Raw genomic sequence first — 23,905 nt, forward strand, 5'->3', positions numbered from 1 at the left:
TTACGGCCTCCGCAAACGTGCGCGAGACCCAGGGGGAACCCTGCTTAGGCAGGATTTCCTCATACAAAACAAAGATCTTTGACCTGGCTCATATGACGCGGCGCTGAAACACACGCGAACCCGCCGGTAAAAGCCACAAATTTCACTGTAACTCCATGATTTGCCACTCTTTGCGTTGATCGACTGCGGATAGGAATCATTTCCGATATAGTCGCGACTTTGCCCCCGGCCGGCCTGTCTTCGAGGCCCGCGATGACGCCGGGACGAAGGACTTTTCCCAACGATGCGACGCGCACGGCGCAGCCCCCGCTGCCGCCCTCGTGACGTCCACTGGAGTAACAAGAATGAACGCACGCGAACCCGCCCTGGTCCCCGCCGCTATTGCCACATCGCGCAGCGCACGGCTGCGCCAGATGCTGACCAGCAACGAACTCGAATTCCTGATGGAAGCGCACAACGGCCTTTCCGCACGCATTGCGCGCGAGGCGGGCTTCAAGGCGATCTGGGGCTCGGGGCTCTCGATCTCCGCGCAGTTCGGCGTGCGCGACAACAACGAGGCGAGCTGGACCCAGGTGGTCGACAACCTCGAGTTCATGGCCGACGCGAGCGACCTGCCCATCCTGCTCGACGGCGACACCGGCTACGGCAACTTCAACAACGTGCGCCGTCTCGTGCGCAAGCTGGAGCAGCGCGGCATTGCGGGCGTGTGTATCGAAGACAAGCAGTTCCCGAAGACCAACAGCTTCATCAAGGGCGAGGCGCAACCGCTCGCCGACATGGACGAGTTCTGCGGCAAGATCAAGGCCGGCAAGGACTCGCAAACCGACGAGCACTTCTCGATCGTCGCGCGCGTCGAGGCGCTGATCGCGGGCTGGGGCATGGACGAAGCGCTCAAGCGCGCCGAGGCGTATCGCCTGGCCGGCGCGGATGCGATCCTCATCCACAGCAAGCTCTCCAAGCCTGACGAGATCCTCACGTTCGCGCGCGAGTGGGCGGGCCGCGGCCCGCTCGTGATCGTGCCGACCAAGTACTACAGCACGCCGACCGAGGTGTTCCGCAAGGCGGGCATCAGCACGGTGATCTGGGCGAACCATCAGATCCGCGCGGCCGTTTCGGCCATGCAGGCCGTGACCCGGACGATTTACGAAACGCAGACGCTCGTCGATGTCGAAGACCGTATTGCTACGGTCAACGAAATTTTCCGCCTGCAGGACGCCGACGAATACTCCGAAGCCGAGGACCGCTACCTTTCCGCTTCGTCGCGCGGCGCGGGCTCCGCGATCGTGCTGGCCGCGAGCCGCGGCTCGGGCCTCGACGCCTACACGGAAGACAAGCCCAAGGTCATGCTGCCCGTGGCGGGCAAGCCGCTCCTGCGCTGGCTCGTCGACGCGTTCAAGAAGCAGTCGGTCAACGACATCACCGTGGTGGGCGGCTACAAGGCCGAAGCTATCGACACGGCGGGCATCAAGCTCGTGCGCAACGAGCGATTCGCGCAGACGAACGAACTCGCGTCGCTCGCGTGCGCGGTTGGCGCGCTCGACAACGACACGGTGATCTCGTACGGCGACCTGGTGTTCCGCAGCTACATCCTGCGCGATCTCGTGGAAAGCGAAGCGGACTTCAGCGTGGTGGTGGATTCGTCGCCTGACTCGGAGAACAGCAGCACGCGCGACTTCGCATGGTGCTCGGCCGCCGACGAGCGCGATCTGTTCGGCAGCAAGGTGTTCCTCGAGCGCGTGGCGAGCGAGGCCGCCGCGAATGGCGCGGCTGCGCACGGCCGCTGGATCGGTCTCGTGAACGTGCGCGGCGCAGGCCGCGCAAAGCTCGCGAAGAAGCTCGCGCAACTGCAAACGCGCGCCGACTTCGATACGCTCGCCATGCCGGCGCTGCTGAACGCGCTGATCGCGGACGGCGAGAAAATCGAAGTGCAATACGTGCATGGCCACTGGCGCGGTGTGAACGACCTCGAAGACTTCCGTCGCGCTGGCGATTTCGCGCACGCGCAAACGCCGCTCGGCGCGGAGGGCCAGGCATGATCGAAGCTGCACAGTTCGTCGGAGCGGCGCGTTCGCGCGGCTTCGAGTGGTATGCGGGCGTGCCGTGTTCGTACCTCACGCCGTTCATCAACTATGTGCTGCAAGACGACTCGCTGCACTACGTGAGCGCGGCCAACGAAGGTGACGCGGTCGCGGTCATCGCGGGCGTGGCGCTCGCGGGCAAGCGTGGCATCACGATGATGCAGAACTCGGGCCTCGGTAACGCCGTGAGTCCGCTCACTTCGCTCACGTGGACGTTCCGTCTGCCGCAACTGCTGATCGTGACGTGGCGCGGCCAGCCGGGTGTAAGCGACGAGCCGCAGCACGCGCTGATGGGCCCCGTCACGCCGCAAATGCTGGAAACGATGGAAATTCCGTGGGAGACGTTCCCAACGGAAGCCGACCAGATCGCTGCGGCGCTCGATCGCGCCATCAAGCATATGGACGAAACGGGCCGTCCGTACGCGCTCGTGATGCAAAAAGGGAGTGTCGCGCCATACGAACTCAAGGGCGGCGGCGCGATGCCGGCAAAGCACGCGCTTCCCGTCGCGCAGCTCAAATGGACCGGACGGACTCCTGATGAACTGCCCACGCGCGCGCAGGCGCTCGAGCGCGTGATCGCCGCCACGCCTGCCGAGTCGACGGTGGTCGTCGCCTCGACGGGTTTTTGCGGGCGCGAACTCTACGCGCTCGACGACCGCTCGAACCAGCTCTACATGGTGGGCTCGATGGGCTGCGTCACGCCGTTTGCGCTCGGTCTCGCGCTTGCGCGCCCCGACCTGAACGTGGTCGCGCTCGACGGCGACGGCGCGGCGCTCATGCGCATGGGCGTGTTCGCCACGCTCGGCGCCTATGGCCCCGCGAACCTCACGCACGTGCTGCTCGACAACGGCGCGCACGATTCGACGGGTGGCCAGGCCACCGTGTCGGGGCAGGTGTCGTTCGCGAACGTGGCTGCTGCGTGCGGTTACGCGGACGCCGTGGAAGGCGACGATCTCGCCACGCTCGACAGCGTGCTCGCCGCCGCGCGCGAACGCGCGCAGGGCGCTTCGGGTGTCGAAGGCACACGTTTCGTATGCCTTATGATTCGCCGCGGCACGCCGGACGGCCTGCCGCGCCCCACGATCACGCCGCCCGATGTGAAGACGCGCCTCATGCGCCACATCGGTGCGCTCGCTTAATAAGGAACTCCCGATGCTGCTGCTCAATCCCGGCCCGGTCACGCTGACTGAACGCGTGCGCCAGAGCCTCCTCCAGGAAGACCTGTGCCATCGCGAAAGCGAGTTCTTCGACGTGCAGGAAGAGGCGCGCACGCGTCTCGTGGGCGTCTACGATCTCGACCCCACGCAGTGGCAGGCCGTGCTCATGACGGGCTCCGGCACGGCTGCGGTCGAAAGCATGATCTCGACGCTCGTCCCTGCGACCGGCAAGCTGCTGATCGTCGAGAACGGCGTGTATGGCGAGCGCATCACCGCGATCGCGAAGCAGTATGGCATCGCGCATGAGGTCGTAAAGCACGACTGGATGCAGGCACCGGACCTCGCGCGCATTACGGCTGCGCTCGATGCCGACAAGTCGATCACGCACGTTGCGATCATCCATCACGAAACGACCACGGGCCGCCTGAACGATTTGCGCGCGCTCGGCGAAGCGTGCCGCGCACGCGGCGTGCAAATGCTCGTGGACGGCGTGAGCAGCTTCGGTTCCGAAGCGATCGATTTCGGCGACGCGAGCATCGCGGCGGTGGCCGCGACGGCGAACAAGTGCCTGCACGGCGTGCCGGGCGCGGCCTTCGTGGTGGTGCGCCGCGCCGCGCTCGAAGCGGCGCATAGCCGCACGTACTATCTCGACCTCAAGCGGCTTGCCACGCTGCAGGATCAGCGCAACACGCCGTTTACGCCTTCCGTGCACGCGTATTACGCGCTCGTCGAGGCGCTGCGCGAACTCGCCGATGAAGGCGGCTGGCAGGCGCGTCACGCGCGCTATGCGGCGCTTTCGGAGCAGGTGCGCGCAGGGCTCGCCGCGCGCGGCATGGAGAGCGTGCTGCCGAAGGACGAATCGTCGGTGGTGCTGCGCGCGTTCCGCCTGCCCGCGGGCGTCGATTATCCGTTGCTGCATGACGCGCTCAAGGCGAGCGGCTTCGTGATCTATGCGGGTCAGGGCGGCTTGTCGGTGGAACTGTTCCGTATTTCGACGATGGGCGACATTCACGCCGCCGATGTCGAGCGCTTGCTGGCGGCATTCGATGAAGTGACGCGTTGAACGTAAGCATGACGGGTCTGCGGTTTCGAGCCCGTCCACGAAAAAGGCCTTGCAGCGAGTGATCGTTGCAAGGCCTTTTGTTTTGGCACGCGCGTTCGTCAGCGGGTCAGTTCGTGGCGCGCTCGCGCGTGCCGATTGTGCTGGCCGTCCTGGTTTGTTTCGCGGGCTTGCGCCGCGCACGCGCTTTCTTCAGCCAGATGAGCACGCCGGTCACGCTGAGTATCGCCACGACGAGCCCGGTAAAGCTGATAGCGATGCGTCCCGGTAGCCCGGCGATGCGTCCCGAATGCAACGGAAACTGCGCCTGAATGAAGATGTCGCCCGCGCTGCCCTTGCCGGGAATCTGCCTGCCGAGCACTTCGCCCGTGCGCGCGTTCATCATGAGCCACGCATTGCCGAGGCCCGCGTCGCCGTGATCCTTGCCTGCCGCGTAATAGCCCACGCCATACACGCCCGATGTGGGCAGCCCGAAGAGTCCGCCCGGCGGCGCCGCGATGCCTTCGCGGCGGCCCACGTCGGCGGCTTCGGCCACGATACGTTCACGCGCGGCCGTGGCTTGCGCGGGCGTGAGCGCGGAGCCCGGCGCGACGACGCGGAAGGGGTCCGGCGCGAGCGTCGAGAAAACCGAGACCACAGGGCGCACGACCTGCGCGCCGAGGTTCATCGAAATGGAGGTGACGGCCACCACGATCAGGAGTCCCCAGAGCCACACGCCGCCCGAGCGGTGCAGGTCGAACGTGAGCGCGTAGCCGCCGCGCTTCACGCGAAACGCGAGCGACTTGCGCCAGCTTTTCAGGTTCGGGAACGCGAGCACGATCGCGATAAAGCCATCGAGAAGCCATACCATCCCCACCACGCCCATGGTCCATACGCCGAAGTCGATGCCCATCTTCGTCGGCATGAATAGCGTGTAGTGGAGCTGGTAGAGGAAGGGAATCAGGTTCTGGCGCGCAAGCGATGCCTTGCCCCACATGCGGCGGCCTTGCTCGTCGCCCGTTACGGGGTCGAGCGCGACCTGGTTGAAGTCGAGCGCGTAGGGCGCCTGGCTTGCGGGATCGAGTCGCGGCGCCACCATCGCGATCCAGGTATGGCCGGGCTCGACGGAAAGCGGCATGTAGGTCACGACCGCGTGCGGTTCCTCGGCCTCGAGGCGCTTCGCGAGTTCGAGCGCGGGCAGCGGCGCGCCCGGCGTCGCGCTACGGAAGAACGATGGGTTGAGTAGCGCGTCGAGTTCGTGGTCCCACGCGATCACCGCGCCGGTGAGTCCAGCGAGGAACAGGAAGGCCGCGGTGCCAAGACCGAACCAGCGGTGCAGGCGGACCAGCAGCGGTCTCATGCGAGACCTCGGCTCGCCGGCCGGCGTGCGGGGGCGAACGCGATGACGATTGGGCTCACGGCAATCTTGAAAAATACTGCAAATAGGAATCGTTTGCATTCTACGGATCGACCGTCGAAGGCGCAAGCTTTGCGAAAGGCAGGGATTTGGGGGGCGGAAGGAGCGCGGGCGAGCAGAAGGGAGCCGCGGCGCTTGCGAACTGTCGTCGCGGGCGCCCCTACGGCCGTGAGATGCGTTACCCGGCCGTGGCGACCGGGCGTGCCATCAGACGGGGTCCTTGTCCGGCGGCCCCTCGGGCTGCTGCGGTTCGTCGTTGTGATGGCCCGGTGCCGGCGGGCTCAGCGGGTCGCGTTCGGGGTCCCGCGTCGGATCGGCGAGCGGATCGGGGAGCGGATTCGTGTGCGAGCAGATCATCGCGAGGTCCTCTTGCGCTAAAGCGTATGGCCGTGCGTGTGGCTGAATGGTGCGCGTCAGCTTATAGCCTAGGCGATCGATTGCATGCCTGGCACTCGCAATTGAATAATCGCTGCGCGTGGAGCGCGGGAGTCAAAGCCCGTTGAGGTCGGCTGGCGTGTCGACGTCGCGCAGAATGCCGGGATCGTCGACTTCTACGCGCGTGAGCGGGTGCGAATTCAGCAGGGCGCGTGCGCCCGCGTCTCCATCGAGCGCGATGAGCTCTGCGCGATGCGGGTAGCCGAAGCCCACTGGATGTCCGCGCTGCCCTCGATAAAACGGTGCGACGAGCGATGCCCCGCCGTCCAGCGCACGCGCCACGGCTTCGATCGATTCGACGGCAATGCAGGGCATATCGGCCAGCGCGACGATCCAGCTTTCCGCTTCATGATCGGTTTCGACGCCCGCAGCGAGGCTCGCGCCCATGCCGCGCGCGGCGTCGGGCGCGAACACCACGTCGCAGCCCGCGTCGTTGAGCACGTGCGCGAGCGTTTCCGCCCCAGGACGCACCACGGCGATTACTTTGGGTACGACACGCAGCAACCGTTGCGCAGACTCGCGCGCGACGCACGTGCCTTCCGGGAGGGGAGCGAGGAGTTTGTTGCGCAGACCGTTGGGATCGAAGCGCGAGCCGGTGCCGGCGGCGAGCAACACGCCGGTGGCGAACGAAGCATAGGCCATGGGTGTGAACGCCCGCGAAGAGGGTGAGCAGTGATTGTGCGGCGCAAGCGCGCGTGAGGCAAGCCCCGCGCGCGCTATTTGCAGGCTTGGCGCTGCATTGATCGAGCGCTCATGCACTATGCGGGTGCAGGACCTCCGTTGCAGGCCGCACAGTGCCGATCACGCAAGCGAATTCATCTGCGGAACCACCTTGTCGAGCGTGATCGGCAAATCGCGCACCCGCACACCGGTGGCGTGATACACGGCGTTCGCAATGGCCGCCGGCACACCGGTAATGCCGATCTCGCCGATGCCGCGCACACCGAGCGGATTGAAGCGCAGATCCGGCTCGCCCACGAACAGCACGTCCAGCTCGCCGATGTCCGCGTTCACTGGCACGTGATATTCCGCGAGATTGTTGTTCGCAATGCGGCCCATGCGCGTGTCGAAAAGTCCCTCTTCGTGCAGGGCCGTGCCCACGCCCCACACCATGCCGCCCATCAACTGGCTGTGCGCCGTCTTTTCGTTGAGCACGCGTCCTACGTCGTACGCGCCGACGATGTGCGCCACGCGGATCGTTCCCGTGTCGGCATCGACGTGCACCTCGGCGAACACCGCGCCGAATGAGTGAAACGCATACTGCTGCTTTTCCGCGCCAGGCCTGGTCGCGACTTGTGCCTCGACCGGCTGGCCGCCCGCCCGTGCGATGACGGCGGCGGCTGGATCGCGGCGCGAGTTGTCGCTGCGGCTCACCACCCAGCCGTCCTGCACGGTCACGTCGTCGTCGGCGAGTCCGTAGACGGGCGAGCCGCGATCGGCGCGCGCGAGCGCGACGAGCTTGTCGCGCACGGCTGTGCACGCGGCGTGCACGGCGGGCGACACGCTTGCCGCCGACTGTGAGCCGCCCGAAACCGGTGCTTGCGGCAAGGTCGAATCGCCCAGTGCAAAGTGGATGCGATTGGGTGGGAAGCCAAGCGCGTCGGCGGCCACCTGGGTCATCACGGTGTAGGTGCCGGTGCCGATGTCCTGAGTGCCCGACGCGACCATCGCGGTGCCGTCGGGCAGGATGCGCGCCACGGCGGCGGCTTCGCTGCGATTCGCGGGGTACGTCGCGCTTGCCATGCCAAGGCCGATGAGGGTGTTGCCGTTGCGCATGGCGCGCGGCGTGGCGATGCGCCGCGACCAGTTGAAGCGTTGCGCGCCCGCTTCATAACATTGGCGCAGCGCTTTCGACGACCACGGCTTGCCGTCCTGGGGCTCGCTTTCGGCGTAGTTCTTCAGGCGCAGCGCAACCGGGTCCATCTTCAGTTGCCACGCCAGTTCGTCCATTGCCGATTCGAGCGCGAACGAGCCGGTGGTTTCTCCGGGCGCGCGCATGAATGTCGGTGTGCCGACATTCAGGGGTACGACACGATGGCTCGTGCTGCAATTGGGAACCGCGTACATCATGCGCGTGACGAGGCCAGACATCTCGAGCCAGTCTTCGAACGAGGACGTGTGGGCGAGCGTGTCGTGGCGCAAGCCCGTGAGCGTGCCGTCCGCGCGCGCGGCGAGTGAGAGATGCTGCTCCGTGTGCGGGCGCGAGCCGACCGACCCGAACATCTGCGGGCGTGCGAGCGCGAGGCGCACGGGACGTCCCGTCTGCTTCGCGGCCATCGCGCACAGGCTCACGTGCGACCACGACGACCCCTTGCAGCCGAAGCCGCCGCCGAGGAACGGCGAGATCACGCGCACGTTGTCGGGCGGGATGCCGAACACAGCCGCCACTGCGTTGCGCGCGCCGCTCACGCCCTGGGTGGCGTCGTAGAGCGTGAGGTCGGGGCCGTCCCAGCGGGCCATCGTCGCGTGCGGCTCCATCGGATTGTGGAACTGCGTGGGCGTCGTGTAGACCGCGTCGAGGCGTACCGTACCCTCGTTCATGCCGGCCTCGACGTTGCCGCGCGTCGATTCGACCGGGCGGCCCATCGGGCTTGGCGGCGCGTGCGCATCGCCCTTCGCACGGTTGAAGTCGAGCGTGGCCTGCGTCGGCGCGTAGGCGATGTTGATGTGGCGCGCGGCATCCGTCGCGTGTTCGAGCGTGTCGGCCACGACGACCGCGACGGGCTCGTTGCTGTAGCGCACGACGTTGTCCTGCAGCAGCGTGAGGTGCCGTCCTGCGGGCGGCTTGAGCGGCGAGCGGCCGCCGTTGGGCAGGCGCATCGCGCTCTGGTACGTCATGACGAGCAGCACGCCAGGCATGGACTGCGCGCGGCTCGCGTCGATCGATGTGATCGTGCCGCTCGCAATCGTGCTGGTGACCAGCACGGCATGGGCAAGCCGCGTTTCGGGGAAATCGCTCGCGTAGAGGGCGCCGCCTGTGACCTTGAGCATGCCATCGATGCGGTCCATCGGTTGTCCGGTCAGCGTGCTCATGCAACCTCTCCGGTGGTTTGACCTTGCGTGCCGGCGGCGGCGAGCATCGTCGAACGAATGATCGCGCGCTGCGCGAGCCCGACCTTGAAGGCGTTGCCGCTCAGCGGTCTCGCCTGCGCGAGTTCCGCCGCTGCGGCCTCGCGTAGCGTCGACTCGTTGAGCGTTTTTCCTGCGAGATGCTGCTCCGCCACGCTCGCGCGCCAGGGCCGATGCGCGATGCCGCCCAGCGCGATGCGCGCCGTGCGTATGCGGTGACCGTCGAGTTGCAGCGCGCTTGCTACTGAGACGAGCGCGAATGCATAGCTCGCGCGGTCGCGGATCTTGAGATAGTGCGAGTGCTCGCTGAACAAGGGTGGAGGCAGGTCGACCGAGGTGATCAGTTCACCTGACTGAAGTGTCGTGTCGAGCTCGGGCCGATCGCCGGGCAGCCGATGAAACGACGCGAACGGAATCGAACGCGCGCCACGCGGCCCGCTCACCTGCACGGTGGCGTCGAGCGCCGCGAGCGCGACGCTCATATCGGATGGATTGACGGCCACGCATTGCGCGCTTGCGCCGAGGATCGCATGCATGCGGTTGAAGCCGCCGACCGCCGCACAGCCGCTGCCGGGCGCGCGCTTGTTGCATTGGGTGAAAGCGGTGTCGTAAAAGTACGGGCAGCGTGTGCGTTGCATGAGATTGCCGCCCACGGTCGCCATGTTGCGCAGTTGCGGCGAAGCGCCTGCGAGCAGCGCCTGCGAGAGCAGCGGGTAGCGCGTGCGCACGAGCGTGTGATTGGCCGCGTCGCTGTTGCGCACGAGCGCGCCAATACGCAGGCCGCCATTGGGCAGCGTTTCGACTTGATCGAGCGTTTCGATGCGCGTGATGTCGATGAGCATCACCGGATGCGCGACGCCGCCTTTCATGAGATCGAGAAGATTCGTGCCGCCGCCGATGAACACCGCTCCGGGTCGCTGCGCGGCGGCGATCGCGCCGTTCACGTCGGCGGCGCGCTGGTACGAGATGGCATCCATGTTCGTGCCTCCGTACTCATGCGCTGGCCGTGTGCGCGTCGCGCACAGCGGCCACGATGTTGACATAGGCGCCGCAGCGGCAGATGTTGCCGCTCATGCGCTCGCGTATTTCGGCGTCGCTCAGTTGCGCGGGGCGCGTGCGCACGTCGGGCGTGGCGGCGCTCGCTGTGCCTGCCGAGAATTCGCTCAGGCATGCCGTTGCCGAACACAACTGGCCCGGCGTGCAGAAGCCGCACTGGAAGGCGTCGCGCTCGATAAAGGCACGCTGCACGGGGCTCAACGTGGCCGCGCTCGCGAGCCCTTCGACCGTAGTGATGCGCTGGCCTTCGTGCATCACCGCGAGCGTGAGGCAACTGTTGATGCGCCGTCCTTCCACGAGCACCGTGCATGCGCCGCATTGGCCGCGGTCGCAACCTTTCTTCGTGCCAGTGAGACCTGCATAGTCGCGCAGCGCATCGAGCAGCGTGACGCGTGGTTCGATATGCAGCGCATATTCGCGGCCGTTGATATCGAGCCTGACCGGTTGTGCGGGTGCGGGCGGCGGTGCTTCAGCTGGAGCGGTGGCCGGCGGCGCGTTCTGCGCATGCAGATGAGGCGTTGCGCTCAGTGCCGCGGCGGCAGCGGCCGATTGCAGGAAGCGGCGGCGCGCGACGTCGGCGGGCGCGCGTGAGGGGGAAGCCTGGGAGGCGTCGTCGCAATCGCACGGCGCATCGAGGGGACGTTCGTTGGACATGGCGATCTGCGGACTCCAGGATGAAGACGGAACGTAAAGAACGTAAGCCGGGACTTCACGCGCTGGCCGCGCGGGGTTGCGCAGGGCATCGGCGCGCAGCGGGGCGCCACTTTCGTGAAGCAATTCCGATGCCGCGCTCGCTCGGCCACGCATTGCAGAACTGCAAATTGCACTTCTCGAACACGAAAGTAAAGTGCTTACGTGTGAATTTTTCGCTGCATAGTGCTTGATGGCGCAACGCTGTCGCATGGCTGGCGCCAGTCCGGCGTGAAGCTGGCGCAGTGGACAGAAAGGCAATGCAGCAAGAGGAAAAAGCGGATTGAAAGATCGCGCGCGGCGAGTTGTTTGGTGCAACGTTATGCGCGATCTTCCTGCAGATAACGATGCACGAAGGCGATCGCCATACTGCCTTCACCAACGGCTGAAGCCACCCGCTTGACCGGGCTCAGACGCACGTCGCCGCAGGCAAAGACGCCGGGCACGCTAGATTCGAGCAGGTACGGATCGCGCCGGTGCGACCAGCGCCCGGCTTTTACGGCATCGTCGCCGGTCAGGACGTAGCCGCGTTTGTCGCAGGCGATCTCCGGCGGCAGCCAGCCCGTTTCCGCGTCTGCGCCAATGAACACGAACAGGCCGCCGCACTCGCGGCGGCTCACGCTTTCGTTGGCCGTATTGAACACGTCGATGGCGTCGAGATGCGTGTCTCCGTACACGCCGACCACTTCGGAATTCAGTTCGACGCGCACATTCTCCTTCCCGGTCAGCTGTTCGACGAGATAGCGCGACATCTTGTTCTCGAGCGATTCGCCGCGCACGATGAGCGTGACGGCGCGCGCATGATTCGCGAAGTACAGCGCGGCTTGCCCTGACGAATTGCCGCCGCCGATCAGATACACGTCGAGTCCGTGTGTGCCGCTTGCTTCGCTGCGCGCCGCGCCGTAATAGATGCCTTTGCCGATGAAGCGGTCGAAGCCTTCGATCGCGAGGCGCCGCCACGTGACACCCGTCGCGAGAATGAGCGTGTGCGCGCGCACCATGTCGCCGCCGTCGAGATGGACTTCGCGCGCGGCGGTATCGACACGCGCGACGGCGCGCGTGACGAGGATCTCCGCGCCGAGACGCCTTGCCTGCTGCAACGCGCGGCTCGCCAGTTCGTCGCCGGAAATGCCGCCAGGAAAGCCCAGATAATTTTCGATCCGCGATGAGGTGCCGGCCTGGCCGCCCGGCGCTTCACGCTCCACCACGATGGTACGGAGTCCTTCAGACGCGCCATAGACAGCGGCGGCAAGCCCGGCCGGGCCGCCGCCGATGATCAACGTGTCGTATTCCGTGAGACGCGGTTGAGTTTGCAGCCCGACGCGCTCCGCGACGTCGCGCGTCGCGGGGCGGCTTAGCAACGTGCCATCGGCGAGGCGCAAAGCGGGGCAGTCCTGTTCTTCGGGGCACGGCCCGCTCCAGCGCGTTTTGAGTTCGGGCGCATCGGGCGTCATCCACTCGCAGCTGATCTGGTTGCGCGCGAGGAACTGGCGCAGATTCGCGCAGGCCGGGTCCCAGCGCGCGCCAACGAGGGCGACGCGCGCTTTCGGCGGTTCCGCGGAGAGACCCTGCAAGCCGCCTATGCGTTCGCGCGCGAGCGCGCCCATGCGAGTGGCGACGTCGGACGAGGCGGCGGCGAGCGCGTAGTAGTGCTGCGCGTCCACGCGCATGACGCGCGAGGGAAGGGCCGCGCGATACGCGCCCGGAAAGGGCGAGCTCAGCGCGAGCGGCACTTCGCCGAAGATCGTGCCGGGCAAGCGCCATCCAAGCGTGCGCTCGATGCCGTCGAGCAGCTTCACGACCTCCATCTTGCCGGACAGCACGGCATACAGCGCTCGCTCGCCGCCTTCATGCACGGCGTATTCACCAGGATTCAGATGCAGATCCGCGGAGGTTTGGACGAGGCGTTCGAGTTCGGCTTCGGGGAGCGTGGAGAAAAGCGGGACCGCGCGGATTTCGTCTGGGGTCAGCATGGCTTCGCAAATAGCGGGCAGGCAGGAAACGACGATGGGACAGCGGCGCGGGGACCGTGCTCTTATGTTGCGGCGCGGCCATTTTTGGAACGTCTGATGCAGTATAGCTGGCGCGCGTGTAGACGGTTTCCTGGTCGTACAGCGAGTCAATTGACTGATGAATTGCGCACGAGCGTTAATCGAGAGGATCGCTAACCATGTCGCCGGTAGTCAACGCAGCCACGGTCTCGCGCAGCCACACGAGCGCGGGGTCTGCGTGATTGCGTGGATGCCATGCCGCGTGCATCGAAAATCCGCGTGCCTCGAACGGCAGCTCGAACAGGTCCACGCGGTCCTGGTAGCGCGCGATGAGCCGGTAAGGCAGCGTCGCCACGTAGTTCGTGCGCGCGAGCACCTCGGGCACGAGCGTGAAATGCTGCACCGAGTGCGCCACGCGGCGACGGCGGCCAAGCGCTTCGAGATGCTCGTCCATGAAACCGAAGAAGCTCGCGCCGCTGGTCGAAACGAGCACGTGCTCGAGCGCGCAATAGCTGTCCAGGTCGAACGCGGCGGCGCCGCGCGGGTGCCCTTTGCGTTGCGCCACGACGAAGCGTTCGTTGTAGAGCTTTCTGGCCTTCAGCGTTGGGGGCACCTGCTGCGCGGAGCCGAGCAGCAAATCGATTTCGCCGCGCTCGAAGCGCTCCGCGAGCGAGCCCGATTCAATGGCGATGAACGCCAGCTGCAGCCCAGGCCCGGCGAGGCGAGGCCACTCGATCATCAGCGGCAGGCCCAGCACCGCCACGCACTGGTCGCTCGCGGCGACCACAAAGCGCCGCGTGCCGGTGAGCGGATCGAACACGGGTTCGCGGCGCACCACGGTTTCTAGCGTCTTGAGCGCCGCATGCAGCGGGTCCATCAGTTCGAGCGCGCGCGCCGTGGGCGTCATGCCGCGGCCATTGGCGGCGGGAATCAGCAGCGGGTCGTCAAAGAGCTGGCGCAGCCGCGCGAGCTGTGCCGAAACGGCCGGCTGCGTGAGGTTCAGGCGCGCGGCGGCGCGCGTCACGTTCGATTCGGCCAGCAGGGCGTCGAGCGACACGAGCAGGTTCAGATCGATACCGGAGAGATCAATCACGGTGATAGGTGGAATGGCGGTGATTGATTTCAAGAATACGTCTCGCTCGCCTAGAGTTCAATCCATCAGATGAACCGTGAAAGCCCTTTCCACTAGGAGAAGTCATGAAAGCCTGGATGCTCGATCAACCCGGCCAGCCGCTCGCGCTGCGCGACGTTGCGCAACCCGAACCGCGCCGCGGCGCGTTGCTGGTGAGCGTGGAGGCCGTGCCGCTCTTGAGCTACACGCGCCAGTACGTGCAGGGCAAGCTGCCCTACGGCTACCCGCAGGGTCCGTTTTCGCCGGGGACCAACGGCATCGGCCGGGTACTTGCGCTCGGCGAAGGCGTGTATGGCTATCGCGTCGGCCAGCGCGTGGCGCTGAGCCCCTACTGGATCGCCGACGAGGCGCTGCGCGAGCCCGCCCAGGCGCTGATCGGGCTCACCGCGATCAGCCCGGACAGCGCGCCCATGCTCGGCGATTTCCCGCACGGCACGCTGCGCGAGGCGGTCGAGTTTCCGGCCTCGACGGTGTTCCCGCTCGACGGCCTCGACCACATGGCCTCGGCGCAGCTCGCGGCGCTCGGCAAGCTCGTGGTGCCGTTCGGCGGCCTGCGGCGCGGCCGGCTTGCGGCAGGCGAAACCGTGGTGGTGAACGGCGCAGCCGGCGCGTTTGGCTCGGCGGCGGTGCTCGATGCGCTAGCACTCGGCGCGGGCCGTGTTGTGGCGCTCGGCCGGCGCGCGGCCGCGCTGGCGCCGCTCGCGAAGCTCGGCGGCCGAGTGGTGACCGTGGCGCTCAGCGGCGAGATGGCGCGCGACGTGGAGGCCATCCGCGCCGCGGCGAATGGCGGGGCCGATCTCGCCTTCGACATGGTCGGCCACGCCACCGACCCGCTCGCCACGCTCAGCGCGCTGCGCAGCCTGCGACGCAACGGCCGCATGGTGCTCATGGGCAGCATGGAGGTGGATTTGCCAATCAGGTATGGGGAGATGCTTATCAACAATTGGGAGTTGATGGGCCACTTCATGTACAGCAACGCGGACTACCGCGCGCTGATCGCGCTCGTGCAGTCGGGCCAGTTGCCGCTCGATGCGATCGAAGTCGAGCGCCACGCCTTCGATGCGCTGGAGACCGCGATCGACGCGGCGGAAAAGGCCGAGGGGCTGACGTGCGTTGCGGTGTGCACGTCGTAAAGCGCGCGAACGCTCCATAAGCCAATCGGCCCGCAAGCGTGACTGACGCTTGCGGGCCGATTTCGTTGCGAACGCAACAAGGGTTTAGTCGATGCCGTGGAACACAGCGTCGTCCGGGCCGAGGTATGCGGGCGGGCGCCACACGGCGTCGCGCATCGAGTGCTGCACGAGGTTCTCCACGCCGAGCAGCACCGCGAAGATCGCCATGCGCACCGGAATGCCGTTGTCGGTCTGGCGGAAGATCGCGAGGCGCGGATCGTGGTTCAGATCGGTCGAGAGATCGTTGGCGCCCGGGCGGCTGTCGCGCGGCAGCGGGTGCATCACGAGCGTTTCGGCGCTGCAGCACTCGTCCATCGTTGCCTGGTTGATCTGGAATTCGGGCGTGTAGCCTTCGAACGATTCGTCGGCGAAGCGCTCCTTCTGGATGCGCGTGGCGTACACCACGTCCGCGCCGCGCAGACCTGCGCGCAGGTCGTGCGTTTGCTCGACCACGTGGCCGTTGGTCGAGATCTTGTCGACGATGTACGCCGGCATTTCGAGCTGCGGCGGCGAAATGAGCGTGAACTTGATGCCGCGATACAGTGCGAGCAGCTTCACGAGCGAGTGCACCGTGCGGCCGTATTTCAGGTCGCCCACGAGCGCGATATGCGCGCCGTCGACGATCTTGCCGAGGCGCGAGAACTCGCGCTGGATGGTGTAGAGGTCGAGCAGCGCCTGGCTCGGGTGCTCGCCGGGACCGTCGCCGCCATTGATCACGGGAATATTCACGGCGCGCGCAAATTCGGCCACCGAGCCTTGATCAGGATGCCGAATCACCATCGCATCCACGTAGCCGGCCATCACGCGGCTCGTGTCGTAGATCGATTCGCCCTTGGCCATCGAGGAGAACGTGAAGCCAGTCGTGTCGCACACCGAACCGCCCAGGCGGCAGAACGCGGCGCCAAAGCTCACGCGCGTGCGCGTGCTGGCTTCGAAGAACAGGTTGCCGAGCACCGCACCTTCTAGCACGCGCGAGATTTTCCGGCGGTGCGCAATGGGCTGCATGATGTCGGCCACGCGGAACAGGGCTTCGACGGAGTCGCGCGAGAACTGGTCTACGGAAAGCAACTGCGGCTTGCCCTCGAACTGCATCTGGCTGGCGAGCGAACGCGAATCTACGCTTTGCGTATAGTCTTCGCGCGGCTCGCCATTGCCGACGATTTCCGAAACGAAGCGCTCGACGATCTCCGGCATGGCGCGCGATTCCTGCGACTCCTCGGGCAGCAGCCACGTGTCGAGCGCACGACGCGACACGCCGATGCGGCTTGCGAATGCATCGCGGGTCATGTTCAGACGCCGCATGGCGTCACGGAGGAAGGCTTGTTGCGGAACGCTCATACTGGCACCCGTGATTTCTGGTTAATGTACGCGGTGCGTATATTAGTTCGACGGCGCGAGAAGTCAAGTTCTTTTGTCGGAAGCGTGCTCGAGAGACGTCGCCGCATGAGTGCGACGGCCGGGCGCGCTGGCGTGTGCTATGCGACCCTTAATTTGGGATAGCGCTTTTTGCGACGCCACGATAATCGGCGCTTTGAATTTTTCCAGGCCGGCGCTCGTCGGCCGTGGCAGCCGAAGATGTCCGCTTTATCTCCCTCTTTGCGCTCCCGCTGTGCGAGCGTGCAGCCCGCACCGTCCTCACGGAGCCAGCCATGAAATTGCCATGGTCCAGCTCTGCCCGTGACCTGACCAAGGGCGACGTCCGCTTCGTCACGCACGAGACGGCGCGGCGCGCCGCGATTGCGTCGGCGTGCGCGGCGGCCGTGCTTGCACTCGCCGGCGGCGTGGCGATCGGCCATTTCACGCGCGCTCCGGCCGTTTCCGGTTCCGCCGGGGCGAATCAGCATCACTACGTGGTTGGCGAAATCGGGCGCATGGACGCCTCCATCGCCTTGCTCGATCCGCGCATCGAGCGGCTCGCGGCGGAACTCGCGCAATTGCGCCAGTTCGACCAGCGGCTGCGTGCGCAACCGGCGCGCGGCGCCGTGACGCCAGCCGCGCCCGCGCGCTCGGGCGATGAAGGCAACGACGACGACGGCGAGGGCGGCCCCGCACTCGCGCCGCGGCGCTGCGTGGAGGCGTCCGCCGCGCCGGCGAACGCGAGGGCCGTCAGCGGCGCAATCGACTGCATGGCCGCGACGCTCTCCGCACTCGAGCAGGCCACCGCCGAGCACGAGGCGGCGTGGGACGCGTTCCCGGGGCGCCGCCCGCTCGTAGGGGGGCGCAACGGCTCGCCGTTCGGCAATCGCATCGATCCGTTCACGCAGCGCCTGAGCTTTCATCCGGGCATGGACCTGGTTGCACCGACTGGCACGCCCATCCTTGCCGCGGCAGGCGGCCGCGTGATCTTCGCGGGTCTGAAGGCGGGCTACGGCAATGCAGTCGAGATCGACCACGGCAACGGCTTCGTCACGCGTTACGGCCATGCCTCGAAGATCGACGTGCGGGTGGGCCAGATCGTGATGCCCGAGGAGCCTATCGCCGACGTGGGCGCGACCGGCCGCGCGACCGGCCCGCATCTGCACTTCGAAGTGCTCGTGAACGGGCAGCCCGTCAATCCCGCCGACTATCTCGCGCTCTTTGCTGCGCCCGTCAATGGCTGATCCGCGACGTACCCCGCGCGCGCATACGAATGCCGATCGCGCTTACGAACTGCAACCGGTGCGCTCGCTCGCGTGGCGCGTGGGTTGCGCGACGCTATGGGCCGTACTTGCCGCGACGGCCGGCGCTGGCATGACCGCGTGGCTGCTCAAGCCGCAAGGCGAGGCGAGCTGTCCCGTGGTCGCGCCCGACGCCCTGAGCCGCGAACTCAGCGACATGCAATTGCGGCTCGAACAGGAGCGCGCCGCGCGCGCCACGCTGCAAACCACGGTGGAAGGCGCGCAGACCACCATCGCGAAGCTGCAGGCCGAACTCCTGTTCCTGCGAAACCATGGCGCCGGTTCGCGCTGAGCCTCGACGAGCGCCACACATCTTCATCGACATTCACACCACACGGTAGCTTTCCATGTTCAGCAACAAGAAAAAGCCACAACCCGGCATCGAGCAAACCAAGCTGGCGACGCTCGTCGCGCAGGACATCACGATCACGGGCGACCTGGAATACGCAGACGGGCTGCGCCTCGACGGCCGCGTGCATGGCAACGTCGCCAGCAAGCACGGCGCAAAAACGCTGCTCGTGCTGAGCGAGCGCGGCGCGATCGAGGGCAACGTGCACGGCTACGACATCGTGGTGAACGGGCGCATACAGGGCGACGTGATCGCCGATCACTTCGTCGAACTGCAGTCGAACGCGCACGTGATCGGCAACATCTACTACCAGCAATTGCAGATGGACTGCGGCGCTTCGGTGGACGGCAAGCTCACGAGGCGCGACCCCGGCAATAGCGGCGATGCTCAGAGCCCCCCGCTCGATCCGCCTCATCTCGAGGTGCTGCCGCGCGAGTGAGCGCGTACCGCGCGCGGTGCACGCCGCCTGCTGGCGCGGGTCCGCAAATGCGCGATCTCGGTTACACTGCGCGACATGCCAAGTAACCCGCTCCGCCACGATCTGCCGAATGCCACCGCCGCCACGCGCGCGGTGTCGTCGCTCGCGCAGGCCGCTTCGGTGTGGGTGAAAGCCAAAGCCAAAAAACAGCCGCTCATCTGACCGGAGTCTGCTGTTCCGTCAGATGTGCGACGGAACAGCCAGTCGACGGCTCCTTGCCCTCAGCGTTATTCCCCGGCTTGCTTCCCTCCTGCGCACCGCTGAACGGACCTTCCATACGGTCGAGTTCAAAGGAAAGTCATGTCTGAATTTTCGGGTATCTGGATTCCGCTCATCACGCCGTTCAATGCCGGCGCGGTCGATCATGCTGCGCTCGACGCGCTCGTGCGCCGTTACGTCGAGGCCGGTGTGGCTGGCTTCGTCGCGCTCGGTACGACCGGGGAGCCCGCCGCGCTAAGCGACGAGGAAGCGGACAACGTGCTCGCCACCGTGCTGGCGTCGGCCGGCGGCCTGCCGGTCGTGGCGGGCGTGAGCGGCAATCACACGGCGGAGGTCTGCGAGCGCATCGCGGCGCTCAATGAGCGGCCCATCGCGGGCGTGCTGGCGGCTGCGCCTTATTACATCCATCCTGCGCAGGCGGGCGTGATCGGCCACTTCGCGGCGCTCGCCGATGCGAGCCGCAAGCCGCTGATCGTCTATGACATCCCCGCGCGCACGGGCGTGCGCATCGAATTGCCGAGTCTGCTCGAACTCGCCGCGCACGAGCGCATCGTCGCGGTGAAGGACTGCGGCGGCTCGCTCGACAAGACGCTCGCGCTGATTCTCGACGGTCGTTTGCAGGTGCTCTGCGGCGAGGACATCGACATGTTTGGCGCGATGTGCGCGGGCGCGAGTGGGGCGATTGCGGCGTCGGCGCATTGGCGGCCGGAGCGTTTCGTCGCGATGGCGCGCGCGTTGCAGGAAGGGCGTCTCGCCGATGCGCGCGCGATCTGGCACACGCTTGTGCCGCTCGTGCGCGCGGCGTTCGCGGAGCCGAATCCGGGGCCGGTGAAGGCGGGGCTTGCAGCGTGGGGGTTGATCCGCAATGAACTGCGTGCGCCGATGACGCGCGTGAGCGGTGAACTGGAGGCGTCGCTGGCGCGGCTCGTGGTTTGACGATGTCCGTGCGCGAAGGCGGCGTGGCGGGATGAGATGCGGCGTGCGCGCCGCCCGAAAGCGGCGCTTCTAGCGCGCCGCGCGTGCGTTCACGGCGCTCGATGCACGACGGCGGCGTGCGCGCGGGCGTTCGACTGCGGCGGGTTCGCCGTTCAGCAGAATGCGGCGGCCGGGCACGTGCTGCGCGACGAGGCGGGCGATGTCGAGCGCCGTGCTCTCGGCGGGCACGACCTGGCGTCGCGCGCTGTCGTCGAGCGGCGTCGTCCATTCGACGAGCCGGTAGGCGCGGCCCCAAGGGTGCTGGAGTGGCGTGGAGACCCGGCATGACGCGACCGTCGAAGCCGCGCCGTCGCGCAGCAGGGACTGCAGGTGCACCAGTACATCGTCTTCAACCATGACCTCGCTCCTCCTAAGCTTGCCGCGCAAAAAAACGCCGCCGATCTTCCGGCGGCTCAACAGGGGTTGAGCCTATGGTTGCAGCAAAGAATTAAACCAACCTTAAGAGAGGGAGTTCGGCGGCGTGTGCGCGAGTGCGGCCGAGTGGCCCAATGGGTGTAGCGGCGCGCGCCCGGTGTGGGCGCACACCGCTCAAGACGCGGCGAGTGGAGCGGCCGGCCCTGCTCGGCCGGCGCGAAGCTAACCTGAATAACCTGACAGACGGCGACTAGTGCGGCTTCGTGCCATTTTGCCGCAGCGTCGCACGCGTCTTGCGCGCGGCGAAAAGCGGCAGATAGTCCTGGATGCGTGCTTGCGCGCGATATTCATCGAGTGTGTCGGCGTAGATGCGCGCGACCGTTTCTTCCGGCGTGTTGGTTTCTTCGGCGATCGTATGGACGATCGCAGCAACGTCGGTCTTCGTCATGACTTGGCTCCGGTCAGCGAGGAGGGGGTTGGCAGGCAGGGTTTGAATTCAAGGATATCCGGGCCCGGGATACCAATAGAATCCGCCTATCGAGCGATATCGTCGCGGCTGTGTCGACTGAGGGATCTGTCTGAGCGCTACCGGCCGCTCGCGCGCGCCCCTGTATTTTCTGGCCTTCCAGCGAAAAGCGGCCACGGCGAGGCAGAATGCCTGCGCCGCGGCCGCCATTTGCCGTGCGGCCATGAGCCGCACGCATGCAATTTTTACGCCGCGCTTTCGAGCGACGGATAGTCCGTGTAGCCCGTTTCGCCACGCGCGTAATACGTCGTGGGATTCGGTGCGTTGAGCGGCGCGTTCAATTCGAAACGGCGCGGCAGATCGGGGTTCGCGATGAAGAGCTGGCCCCACGCGACCGCGTCGGCTTCGCCTGCACCGAGCACGGCCTGGGCGGATTCCAGCGAAAACTTTTCGTTCGCGATGAACGGACCGCCGAATTCGGCTTTCAACTGCGGCCCGAGACGGTTATCGCCAAGCGATTCGCGCGCGAAGAGGAACGCGATCTTGCGCTTGCCGAGCTCGCGCGCCACGTAGCTGAACGTCGCAGCCGGATTCGAATCGCCCATCGTGTGCGCGTCGCCGCGCGGTGCGATATGCATGCCCACGCGATTCGCGCCCCACACGTCGATACACGCGTCGGTGATTTCAAGCAGCAGGCGCGCGCGATTTTCGATCGAGCCGCCATACGCGTCCGTGCGCTGGTTGGTGCTGTCCTGCAGGAACTGGTCGAGCAGATAGCCGTTCGCGCCGTGAATCTCCACGCCGTCGAAACCGGCGGCCTTCGCGTAGACCGCGCCCTGGCGGAACGCGGCGATCACGCCGGCGATTTCTTCGGTGTCGAGCGCGCGCGGCGTGACGAAGCCGCGTTGCGGACGCACGAGGCTCACATTGCCTTGCGGCGCAATGGCGCTGGGCGCGACGGGCAGATCGCCGTTCAGGAACACGGGGTCGGACACGCGGCCCACGTGCCACAGTTGCATGAAGATGCGGCCGCCCGCGGCGTGCACCGCGTCGGTCACGATCTTCCAGCCTTCCACCTGCTCTTGCGACCAGATGCCTGGCGTTTCGGCATAGCCGACGCCTTGCGGCGTCACCGAGGTCGCTTCGCTGATGATGAGGCCGGCCGTCGCGCGCTCGGCGTAGTACTTCGCCATGAGTGCGTTGGGCACGCGCACTTCACCCGCGCGTTGACGCGTGAGCGGAGCCATGATGATGCGGTTCGGCAGCGTGAGGTCGCCGATCTGGATGGGGTCGAAAAGCGTTGCCATGTAGGGTCACCTTGTCTGCGGGCACGGCCCGCGGGCTGAAAAGCGATACTGGAATCGAAACGGACGATGCGTATTCAGCGGATGTTTCGTCGCTGAGGGATCACAACTGCGCGTTCATATGGGCGATAAACGCCTCGATGACCGGCTCGTTGCGCTTGAAGAACACCCATTGCCCCACGCGTTTGGACGTGACGAGTCCGGCCTTCTGCAAGACGGCCAGATGCGCGGACACCGTGGATTGCGAAAGCGCGCAATGCGCGTCGATCTTGCCTGCGCACACGCCGTTTTCGAGCGGCAGCGCCTGGTCGCCGAAATGCACCTGCGGCTCGCGCAGGCTCGCGAGGATCTCGCGGCGCACGGGATTCGAGAGCGCCTTGCAGATCGCGTCGACGTCCAGAGGTGGAGGCGTTGTGGGGTTCTTCATCGCGGTTGCATCGTAACTGTCCGAATCATATATCGGAATTATACGATATGGGCGATGGCACTCTTTTCAATAGGGTTGTCAGTGCTTTTCGCGCGATCTCTTCACGCTTTGGTTCGGCGGCAACATCGCGCTGCCGCCGATCGTCACCGGCGCGCCCGGCGTGCAAATCGATCAGGGGCGCACTGGCTGCGTTCAATCTACGCCGTCGCCCGCTGTGTAACCGTGGCCGCGACCTTCACGCGGCTCACGTACGCCAGCGCGGACAAACTGATCATGGCGGTGGCGATCCGCCAGTAGGGCGGCGCGCTCAGCATCCACGTGACGATGGCGGGCGTGAAGCCGCCGAATACGGTCACGTCGATGCCGCGCTGGCCGGCGCGATCACGCTCGGCAGCCGGCTCTCGCTTTCGGGCCTCGCGGACGATCTTTCGCTCGTGTCGAAGCGCTTCGACGAACCGACGCTCAACCAGCGCAACCTGTGTGTGATGACGATGCGCGCGCGGCGGCTTTCGCGCCCGATCGAAGGTGTGTTGAGGGCGCTGATCGTGGCGATCGAACGCGTGTTGTGACGACCCGGCGCCTCAGCGTTTTCCGGCGCGCCCCGTCATGCGTCCCAGGATGTCCACGCGCTGCACCAGTTGATGGTAGATCACCGCGAGCACGTGCCCGGCGATCAGGACGTACGTCAGGTACGCCAGCCAGTAGTGGACCTTCGAGCCGAGATGGCCCAGCGCCTTGTCTGCCGGCACGACGGCGGGCACCTGAAACAGCCAGAACCAGTTCACTGGGTGGCCGCCGCCATACGAGTTGATATATCCACTGATCGGCATGGCAAAGAGAATCAGATACAGCAAGCCATGACCGATATGCGCGAGCGTCTGCTCGAAGGCCGGAATACGTTGCGGCAGCGGCGGCGCAGTGCCCGAAAGCCGCGTCACCACGCGGATCAGCGTGAGCAGCAGGACGGTCAGGCCAATCGATTTGTGGAAGTTCACCCAACTGCCGCGCGACGGGGCATGACGGTCCATCGTCGTCATGTACCACGCGACCGGGATCACTACGAACATGCATAGCGCGGTCAGCCAGTGCAGCACGCGCAGCGTCAGACTGTATGTGGAACCCGTGACGGACAGCGCAGAAACGGAGTGCGGGGTTCGGGACATGGTCGGGGCCTTTTAGAGGTCGAATTAACCAAGCCTGCCACAAAAACGCTGCTGTAGAGCATCGCTGGCCAGTGCGGTTTTGTCAGGCCCCGTTACAACGGCGGTCGTCAAGATGATATTGGATGATAAGTCAACCATAATTATTCAGTGGATTTCCCTTATGTAGACACTGTTTAGCCTGCCGATAACTGCGAGGTGTGATTCGATCTCACTGCTGCGCCCCAGCCATAAGTTGCATTGTCAATCAGGAGTCGGG

Annotated in this window: 24 protein-coding genes and 1 pseudogene; 10 read left to right on the forward strand and 15 right to left on the reverse strand. The window is 66.1% G+C overall.

Features of this window, described 5'->3' with window-relative positions; genetic code table 11:
* Positions 1 to 344: 344 nt before the first annotated feature.
* Genes aepX through JMY28_RS19275 form a run of 3 tightly spaced genes read left to right on the forward strand, consistent with a single transcriptional unit; the run spans position 345 to position 4,298 of the window.
* Entirely contained in the window at positions 345 to 2,036 is a 1,692-nt protein-coding gene (gene aepX / locus JMY28_RS19265) for a phosphoenolpyruvate mutase (protein ID WP_201697487.1), read from the forward strand.
* The gene (aepY, locus tag JMY28_RS19270; protein ID WP_201697488.1) at positions 2,033 to 3,217 is read left to right on the forward strand and encodes a phosphonopyruvate decarboxylase; all 1,185 of its coding nucleotides are present in this window, start codon (positions 2,033 to 2,035) and stop codon (positions 3,215 to 3,217) included. The genes aepX and aepY overlap by 4 nt, the downstream gene beginning before the upstream one ends.
* Before the next feature lie 13 nt (positions 3,218 to 3,230).
* A complete protein-coding gene (locus JMY28_RS19275; protein WP_201697489.1) occupies positions 3,231 to 4,298 on the forward strand; it encodes a 2-aminoethylphosphonate aminotransferase in 1,068 nt (355 codons plus the stop codon).
* Positions 4,299 to 4,404: 106 nt separating this feature from the next.
* On the opposite strand, the gene JMY28_RS19280 is transcribed toward JMY28_RS19275, so the two are convergent.
* From JMY28_RS19280 to JMY28_RS19315, 8 genes are all read right to left on the reverse strand, one after another.
* The gene (locus JMY28_RS19280; RefSeq protein WP_201697490.1) at positions 4,405 to 5,634 is read right to left on the reverse strand and encodes a PepSY-associated TM helix domain-containing protein; all 1,230 of its coding nucleotides are present in this window, start codon (positions 5,632 to 5,634) and stop codon (positions 4,405 to 4,407) included.
* Positions 5,635 to 5,898: 264 nt separating this feature from the next.
* Positions 5,899 to 6,048: a hypothetical protein gene (locus tag JMY28_RS19285; protein WP_167337693.1), complete on the reverse strand. Its 150-nt coding sequence runs from the start codon at positions 6,046 to 6,048 to the stop codon at positions 5,899 to 5,901.
* A 132-nt stretch (positions 6,049 to 6,180) separates the two neighbouring features.
* Positions 6,181 to 6,768 (reverse strand): nucleotidyltransferase family protein, encoded by a 588-nt coding sequence (locus JMY28_RS19290; RefSeq protein WP_201697491.1) that lies wholly within the window; start codon positions 6,766 to 6,768, stop codon positions 6,181 to 6,183.
* A 159-nt stretch (positions 6,769 to 6,927) separates the two neighbouring features.
* Positions 6,928 to 9,159: a xanthine dehydrogenase family protein molybdopterin-binding subunit gene (locus JMY28_RS19295; protein WP_201697492.1), complete on the reverse strand. Its 2,232-nt coding sequence runs from the start codon at positions 9,157 to 9,159 to the stop codon at positions 6,928 to 6,930.
* Positions 9,156 to 10,172, reverse strand: a complete 1,017-nt coding sequence (locus JMY28_RS19300) for an FAD binding domain-containing protein (protein WP_201697493.1) — start codon at positions 10,170 to 10,172, stop codon at positions 9,156 to 9,158. Before JMY28_RS19300 ends, JMY28_RS19295 begins: the two co-directional genes overlap by 4 nt.
* A gap of 16 nt (positions 10,173 to 10,188) precedes the next feature.
* Entirely contained in the window at positions 10,189 to 10,905 is a 717-nt protein-coding gene (locus JMY28_RS19305; RefSeq protein ID WP_201697494.1) for a (2Fe-2S)-binding protein, read from the reverse strand.
* A 356-nt stretch (positions 10,906 to 11,261) separates the two neighbouring features.
* On the reverse strand, positions 11,262 to 12,914 hold the full coding sequence (locus JMY28_RS19310) for an FAD-dependent oxidoreductase (RefSeq protein WP_201697495.1): 1,653 nt from the start codon (positions 12,912 to 12,914) through the stop codon (positions 11,262 to 11,264).
* 175 nt (positions 12,915 to 13,089) lie between these two features.
* Positions 13,090 to 14,058 (reverse strand): LysR family transcriptional regulator, encoded by a 969-nt coding sequence (locus JMY28_RS19315; RefSeq protein ID WP_201697496.1) that lies wholly within the window; start codon positions 14,056 to 14,058, stop codon positions 13,090 to 13,092.
* Between the two features lie 71 nt (positions 14,059 to 14,129).
* On the opposite strand from JMY28_RS19315, the gene JMY28_RS19320 reads away from it, so the two are divergent.
* On the forward strand, positions 14,130 to 15,197 hold the full coding sequence (locus JMY28_RS19320) for a zinc-binding dehydrogenase (protein WP_201697497.1): 1,068 nt from the start codon (positions 14,130 to 14,132) through the stop codon (positions 15,195 to 15,197).
* Between the two features lie 84 nt (positions 15,198 to 15,281).
* Here the strand turns inward: JMY28_RS19320 and JMY28_RS19325 are convergent, their stop codons facing one another.
* A complete protein-coding gene (locus JMY28_RS19325) occupies positions 15,282 to 16,574 on the reverse strand; it encodes an aspartate carbamoyltransferase (RefSeq protein ID WP_201697498.1) in 1,293 nt (430 codons plus the stop codon).
* A 311-nt stretch (positions 16,575 to 16,885) separates the two neighbouring features.
* Here JMY28_RS19325 and JMY28_RS19330 point away from each other — a divergent pair, with 311 nt between their 5' ends.
* From JMY28_RS19330 to dapA, 5 genes are all read left to right on the forward strand, one after another.
* Positions 16,886 to 17,836, forward strand: a complete 951-nt coding sequence (locus JMY28_RS19330) for a M23 family metallopeptidase (RefSeq protein WP_201697499.1) — start codon at positions 16,886 to 16,888, stop codon at positions 17,834 to 17,836.
* The gene (locus tag JMY28_RS19335; protein ID WP_201697500.1) at positions 17,829 to 18,185 is read left to right on the forward strand and encodes a hypothetical protein; all 357 of its coding nucleotides are present in this window, start codon (positions 17,829 to 17,831) and stop codon (positions 18,183 to 18,185) included. The genes JMY28_RS19330 and JMY28_RS19335 overlap by 8 nt, the downstream gene beginning before the upstream one ends.
* A 55-nt stretch (positions 18,186 to 18,240) precedes the next feature.
* Positions 18,241 to 18,681, forward strand: a complete 441-nt coding sequence (locus JMY28_RS19340; RefSeq protein ID WP_201697501.1) for a bactofilin family protein — start codon at positions 18,241 to 18,243, stop codon at positions 18,679 to 18,681.
* A gap of 75 nt (positions 18,682 to 18,756) precedes the next feature.
* The gene (locus JMY28_RS39365) at positions 18,757 to 18,882 is read left to right on the forward strand and encodes a hypothetical protein (RefSeq protein WP_268960646.1); all 126 of its coding nucleotides are present in this window, start codon (positions 18,757 to 18,759) and stop codon (positions 18,880 to 18,882) included.
* Positions 18,883 to 19,020: 138 nt separating this feature from the next.
* Complete coding sequence (dapA, locus tag JMY28_RS19345; protein WP_201697502.1) at positions 19,021 to 19,875, forward strand: 4-hydroxy-tetrahydrodipicolinate synthase; 855 nt, start codon at positions 19,021 to 19,023, stop codon at positions 19,873 to 19,875.
* Positions 19,876 to 20,040: 165 nt separating this feature from the next.
* Here the strand turns inward: dapA and JMY28_RS19350 are convergent.
* From JMY28_RS19350 to JMY28_RS19370, 5 genes and pseudogenes are all read right to left on the reverse strand, one after another.
* A pseudogene (locus JMY28_RS19350) lies at positions 20,041 to 20,271 on the reverse strand (DUF2866 domain-containing protein); the annotation flags it as partial.
* 268 nt (positions 20,272 to 20,539) lie between these two features.
* Positions 20,540 to 20,737 (reverse strand): DUF3562 domain-containing protein, encoded by a 198-nt coding sequence (locus JMY28_RS19355; RefSeq protein WP_201697504.1) that lies wholly within the window; start codon positions 20,735 to 20,737, stop codon positions 20,540 to 20,542.
* 263 nt (positions 20,738 to 21,000) lie between these two features.
* Positions 21,001 to 22,062 carry an alkene reductase gene (locus JMY28_RS19360; protein ID WP_201697505.1) on the reverse strand — a complete coding sequence of 354 codons (1,062 nt, stop codon included), beginning with the start codon at positions 22,060 to 22,062 and terminating at the stop codon, positions 21,001 to 21,003.
* A 100-nt stretch (positions 22,063 to 22,162) separates the two neighbouring features.
* The gene (locus JMY28_RS19365; protein WP_201697506.1) at positions 22,163 to 22,486 is read right to left on the reverse strand and encodes an ArsR/SmtB family transcription factor; all 324 of its coding nucleotides are present in this window, start codon (positions 22,484 to 22,486) and stop codon (positions 22,163 to 22,165) included.
* Positions 22,487 to 22,683: 197 nt separating this feature from the next.
* Complete coding sequence (locus JMY28_RS19370; protein ID WP_201697507.1) at positions 22,684 to 22,842, reverse strand: hypothetical protein; 159 nt, start codon at positions 22,840 to 22,842, stop codon at positions 22,684 to 22,686.
* A 78-nt stretch (positions 22,843 to 22,920) separates the two neighbouring features.
* Between JMY28_RS19370 and JMY28_RS39370 the strand changes: the two genes are divergently transcribed.
* Positions 22,921 to 23,055, forward strand: coding sequence for a hypothetical protein (locus tag JMY28_RS39370; RefSeq protein ID WP_268960647.1), 135 nt, complete (start codon positions 22,921 to 22,923; stop codon positions 23,053 to 23,055).
* 12 nt (positions 23,056 to 23,067) lie between these two features.
* Here JMY28_RS39370 and JMY28_RS19375 read toward each other — a convergent pair whose 3' ends face one another.
* Entirely contained in the window at positions 23,068 to 23,649 is a 582-nt protein-coding gene (locus tag JMY28_RS19375; protein ID WP_201697508.1) for a cytochrome b, read from the reverse strand.
* Positions 23,650 to 23,905 lie beyond the last annotated feature (256 nt).

Origin of the sequence: Paraburkholderia hiiakae, from assembly GCF_904848665.1 — a bacterium.
GTDB lineage: Bacteria > Pseudomonadota > Gammaproteobacteria > Burkholderiales > Burkholderiaceae > Paraburkholderia > Paraburkholderia hiiakae.

Coding starts and splice junctions, on each gene's coding strand:
- JMY28_RS19300 (WP_201697493.1), bottom strand. CDS start 10,172: ATGGATGCCATCTCGTACCAGCGCGCCGCCGACGTGAACGGCGCGATC.
- JMY28_RS19290 (WP_201697491.1), bottom strand. CDS start 6,768: ATGGCCTATGCTTCGTTCGCCACCGGCGTGTTGCTCGCCGCCGGCACC.
- JMY28_RS39365 (WP_268960646.1), top strand. CDS start 18,757: ATGCCAAGTAACCCGCTCCGCCACGATCTGCCGAATGCCACCGCCGCC.
- JMY28_RS19320 (WP_201697497.1), top strand. CDS start 14,130: ATGAAAGCCTGGATGCTCGATCAACCCGGCCAGCCGCTCGCGCTGCGC.
- JMY28_RS19330 (WP_201697499.1), top strand. CDS start 16,886: ATGAAATTGCCATGGTCCAGCTCTGCCCGTGACCTGACCAAGGGCGAC.
- JMY28_RS19365 (WP_201697506.1), bottom strand. CDS start 22,486: ATGAAGAACCCCACAACGCCTCCACCTCTGGACGTCGACGCGATCTGC.
- JMY28_RS19275 (WP_201697489.1), top strand. CDS start 3,231: ATGCTGCTGCTCAATCCCGGCCCGGTCACGCTGACTGAACGCGTGCGC.
- JMY28_RS19360 (WP_201697505.1), bottom strand. CDS start 22,062: ATGGCAACGCTTTTCGACCCCATCCAGATCGGCGACCTCACGCTGCCG.
- dapA (WP_201697502.1), top strand. CDS start 19,021: ATGTCTGAATTTTCGGGTATCTGGATTCCGCTCATCACGCCGTTCAAT.
- JMY28_RS19375 (WP_201697508.1), bottom strand. CDS start 23,649: ATGTCCCGAACCCCGCACTCCGTTTCTGCGCTGTCCGTCACGGGTTCC.
- JMY28_RS19280 (WP_201697490.1), bottom strand. CDS start 5,634: ATGAGACCGCTGCTGGTCCGCCTGCACCGCTGGTTCGGTCTTGGCACC.
- JMY28_RS19295 (WP_201697492.1), bottom strand. CDS start 9,159: ATGAGCACGCTGACCGGACAACCGATGGACCGCATCGATGGCATGCTC.
- aepX (WP_201697487.1), top strand. CDS start 345: ATGAACGCACGCGAACCCGCCCTGGTCCCCGCCGCTATTGCCACATCG.
- JMY28_RS19355 (WP_201697504.1), bottom strand. CDS start 20,737: ATGACGAAGACCGACGTTGCTGCGATCGTCCATACGATCGCCGAAGAA.
- JMY28_RS19335 (WP_201697500.1), top strand. CDS start 17,829: ATGGCTGATCCGCGACGTACCCCGCGCGCGCATACGAATGCCGATCGC.
- JMY28_RS19310 (WP_201697495.1), bottom strand. CDS start 12,914: ATGCTGACCCCAGACGAAATCCGCGCGGTCCCGCTTTTCTCCACGCTC.
- JMY28_RS19340 (WP_201697501.1), top strand. CDS start 18,241: ATGTTCAGCAACAAGAAAAAGCCACAACCCGGCATCGAGCAAACCAAG.
- aepY (WP_201697488.1), top strand. CDS start 2,033: ATGATCGAAGCTGCACAGTTCGTCGGAGCGGCGCGTTCGCGCGGCTTC.
- JMY28_RS19325 (WP_201697498.1), bottom strand. CDS start 16,574: ATGAGCGTTCCGCAACAAGCCTTCCTCCGTGACGCCATGCGGCGTCTG.
- JMY28_RS19305 (WP_201697494.1), bottom strand. CDS start 10,905: ATGTCCAACGAACGTCCCCTCGATGCGCCGTGCGATTGCGACGACGCC.
- JMY28_RS19285 (WP_167337693.1), bottom strand. CDS start 6,048: ATGATCTGCTCGCACACGAATCCGCTCCCCGATCCGCTCGCCGATCCG.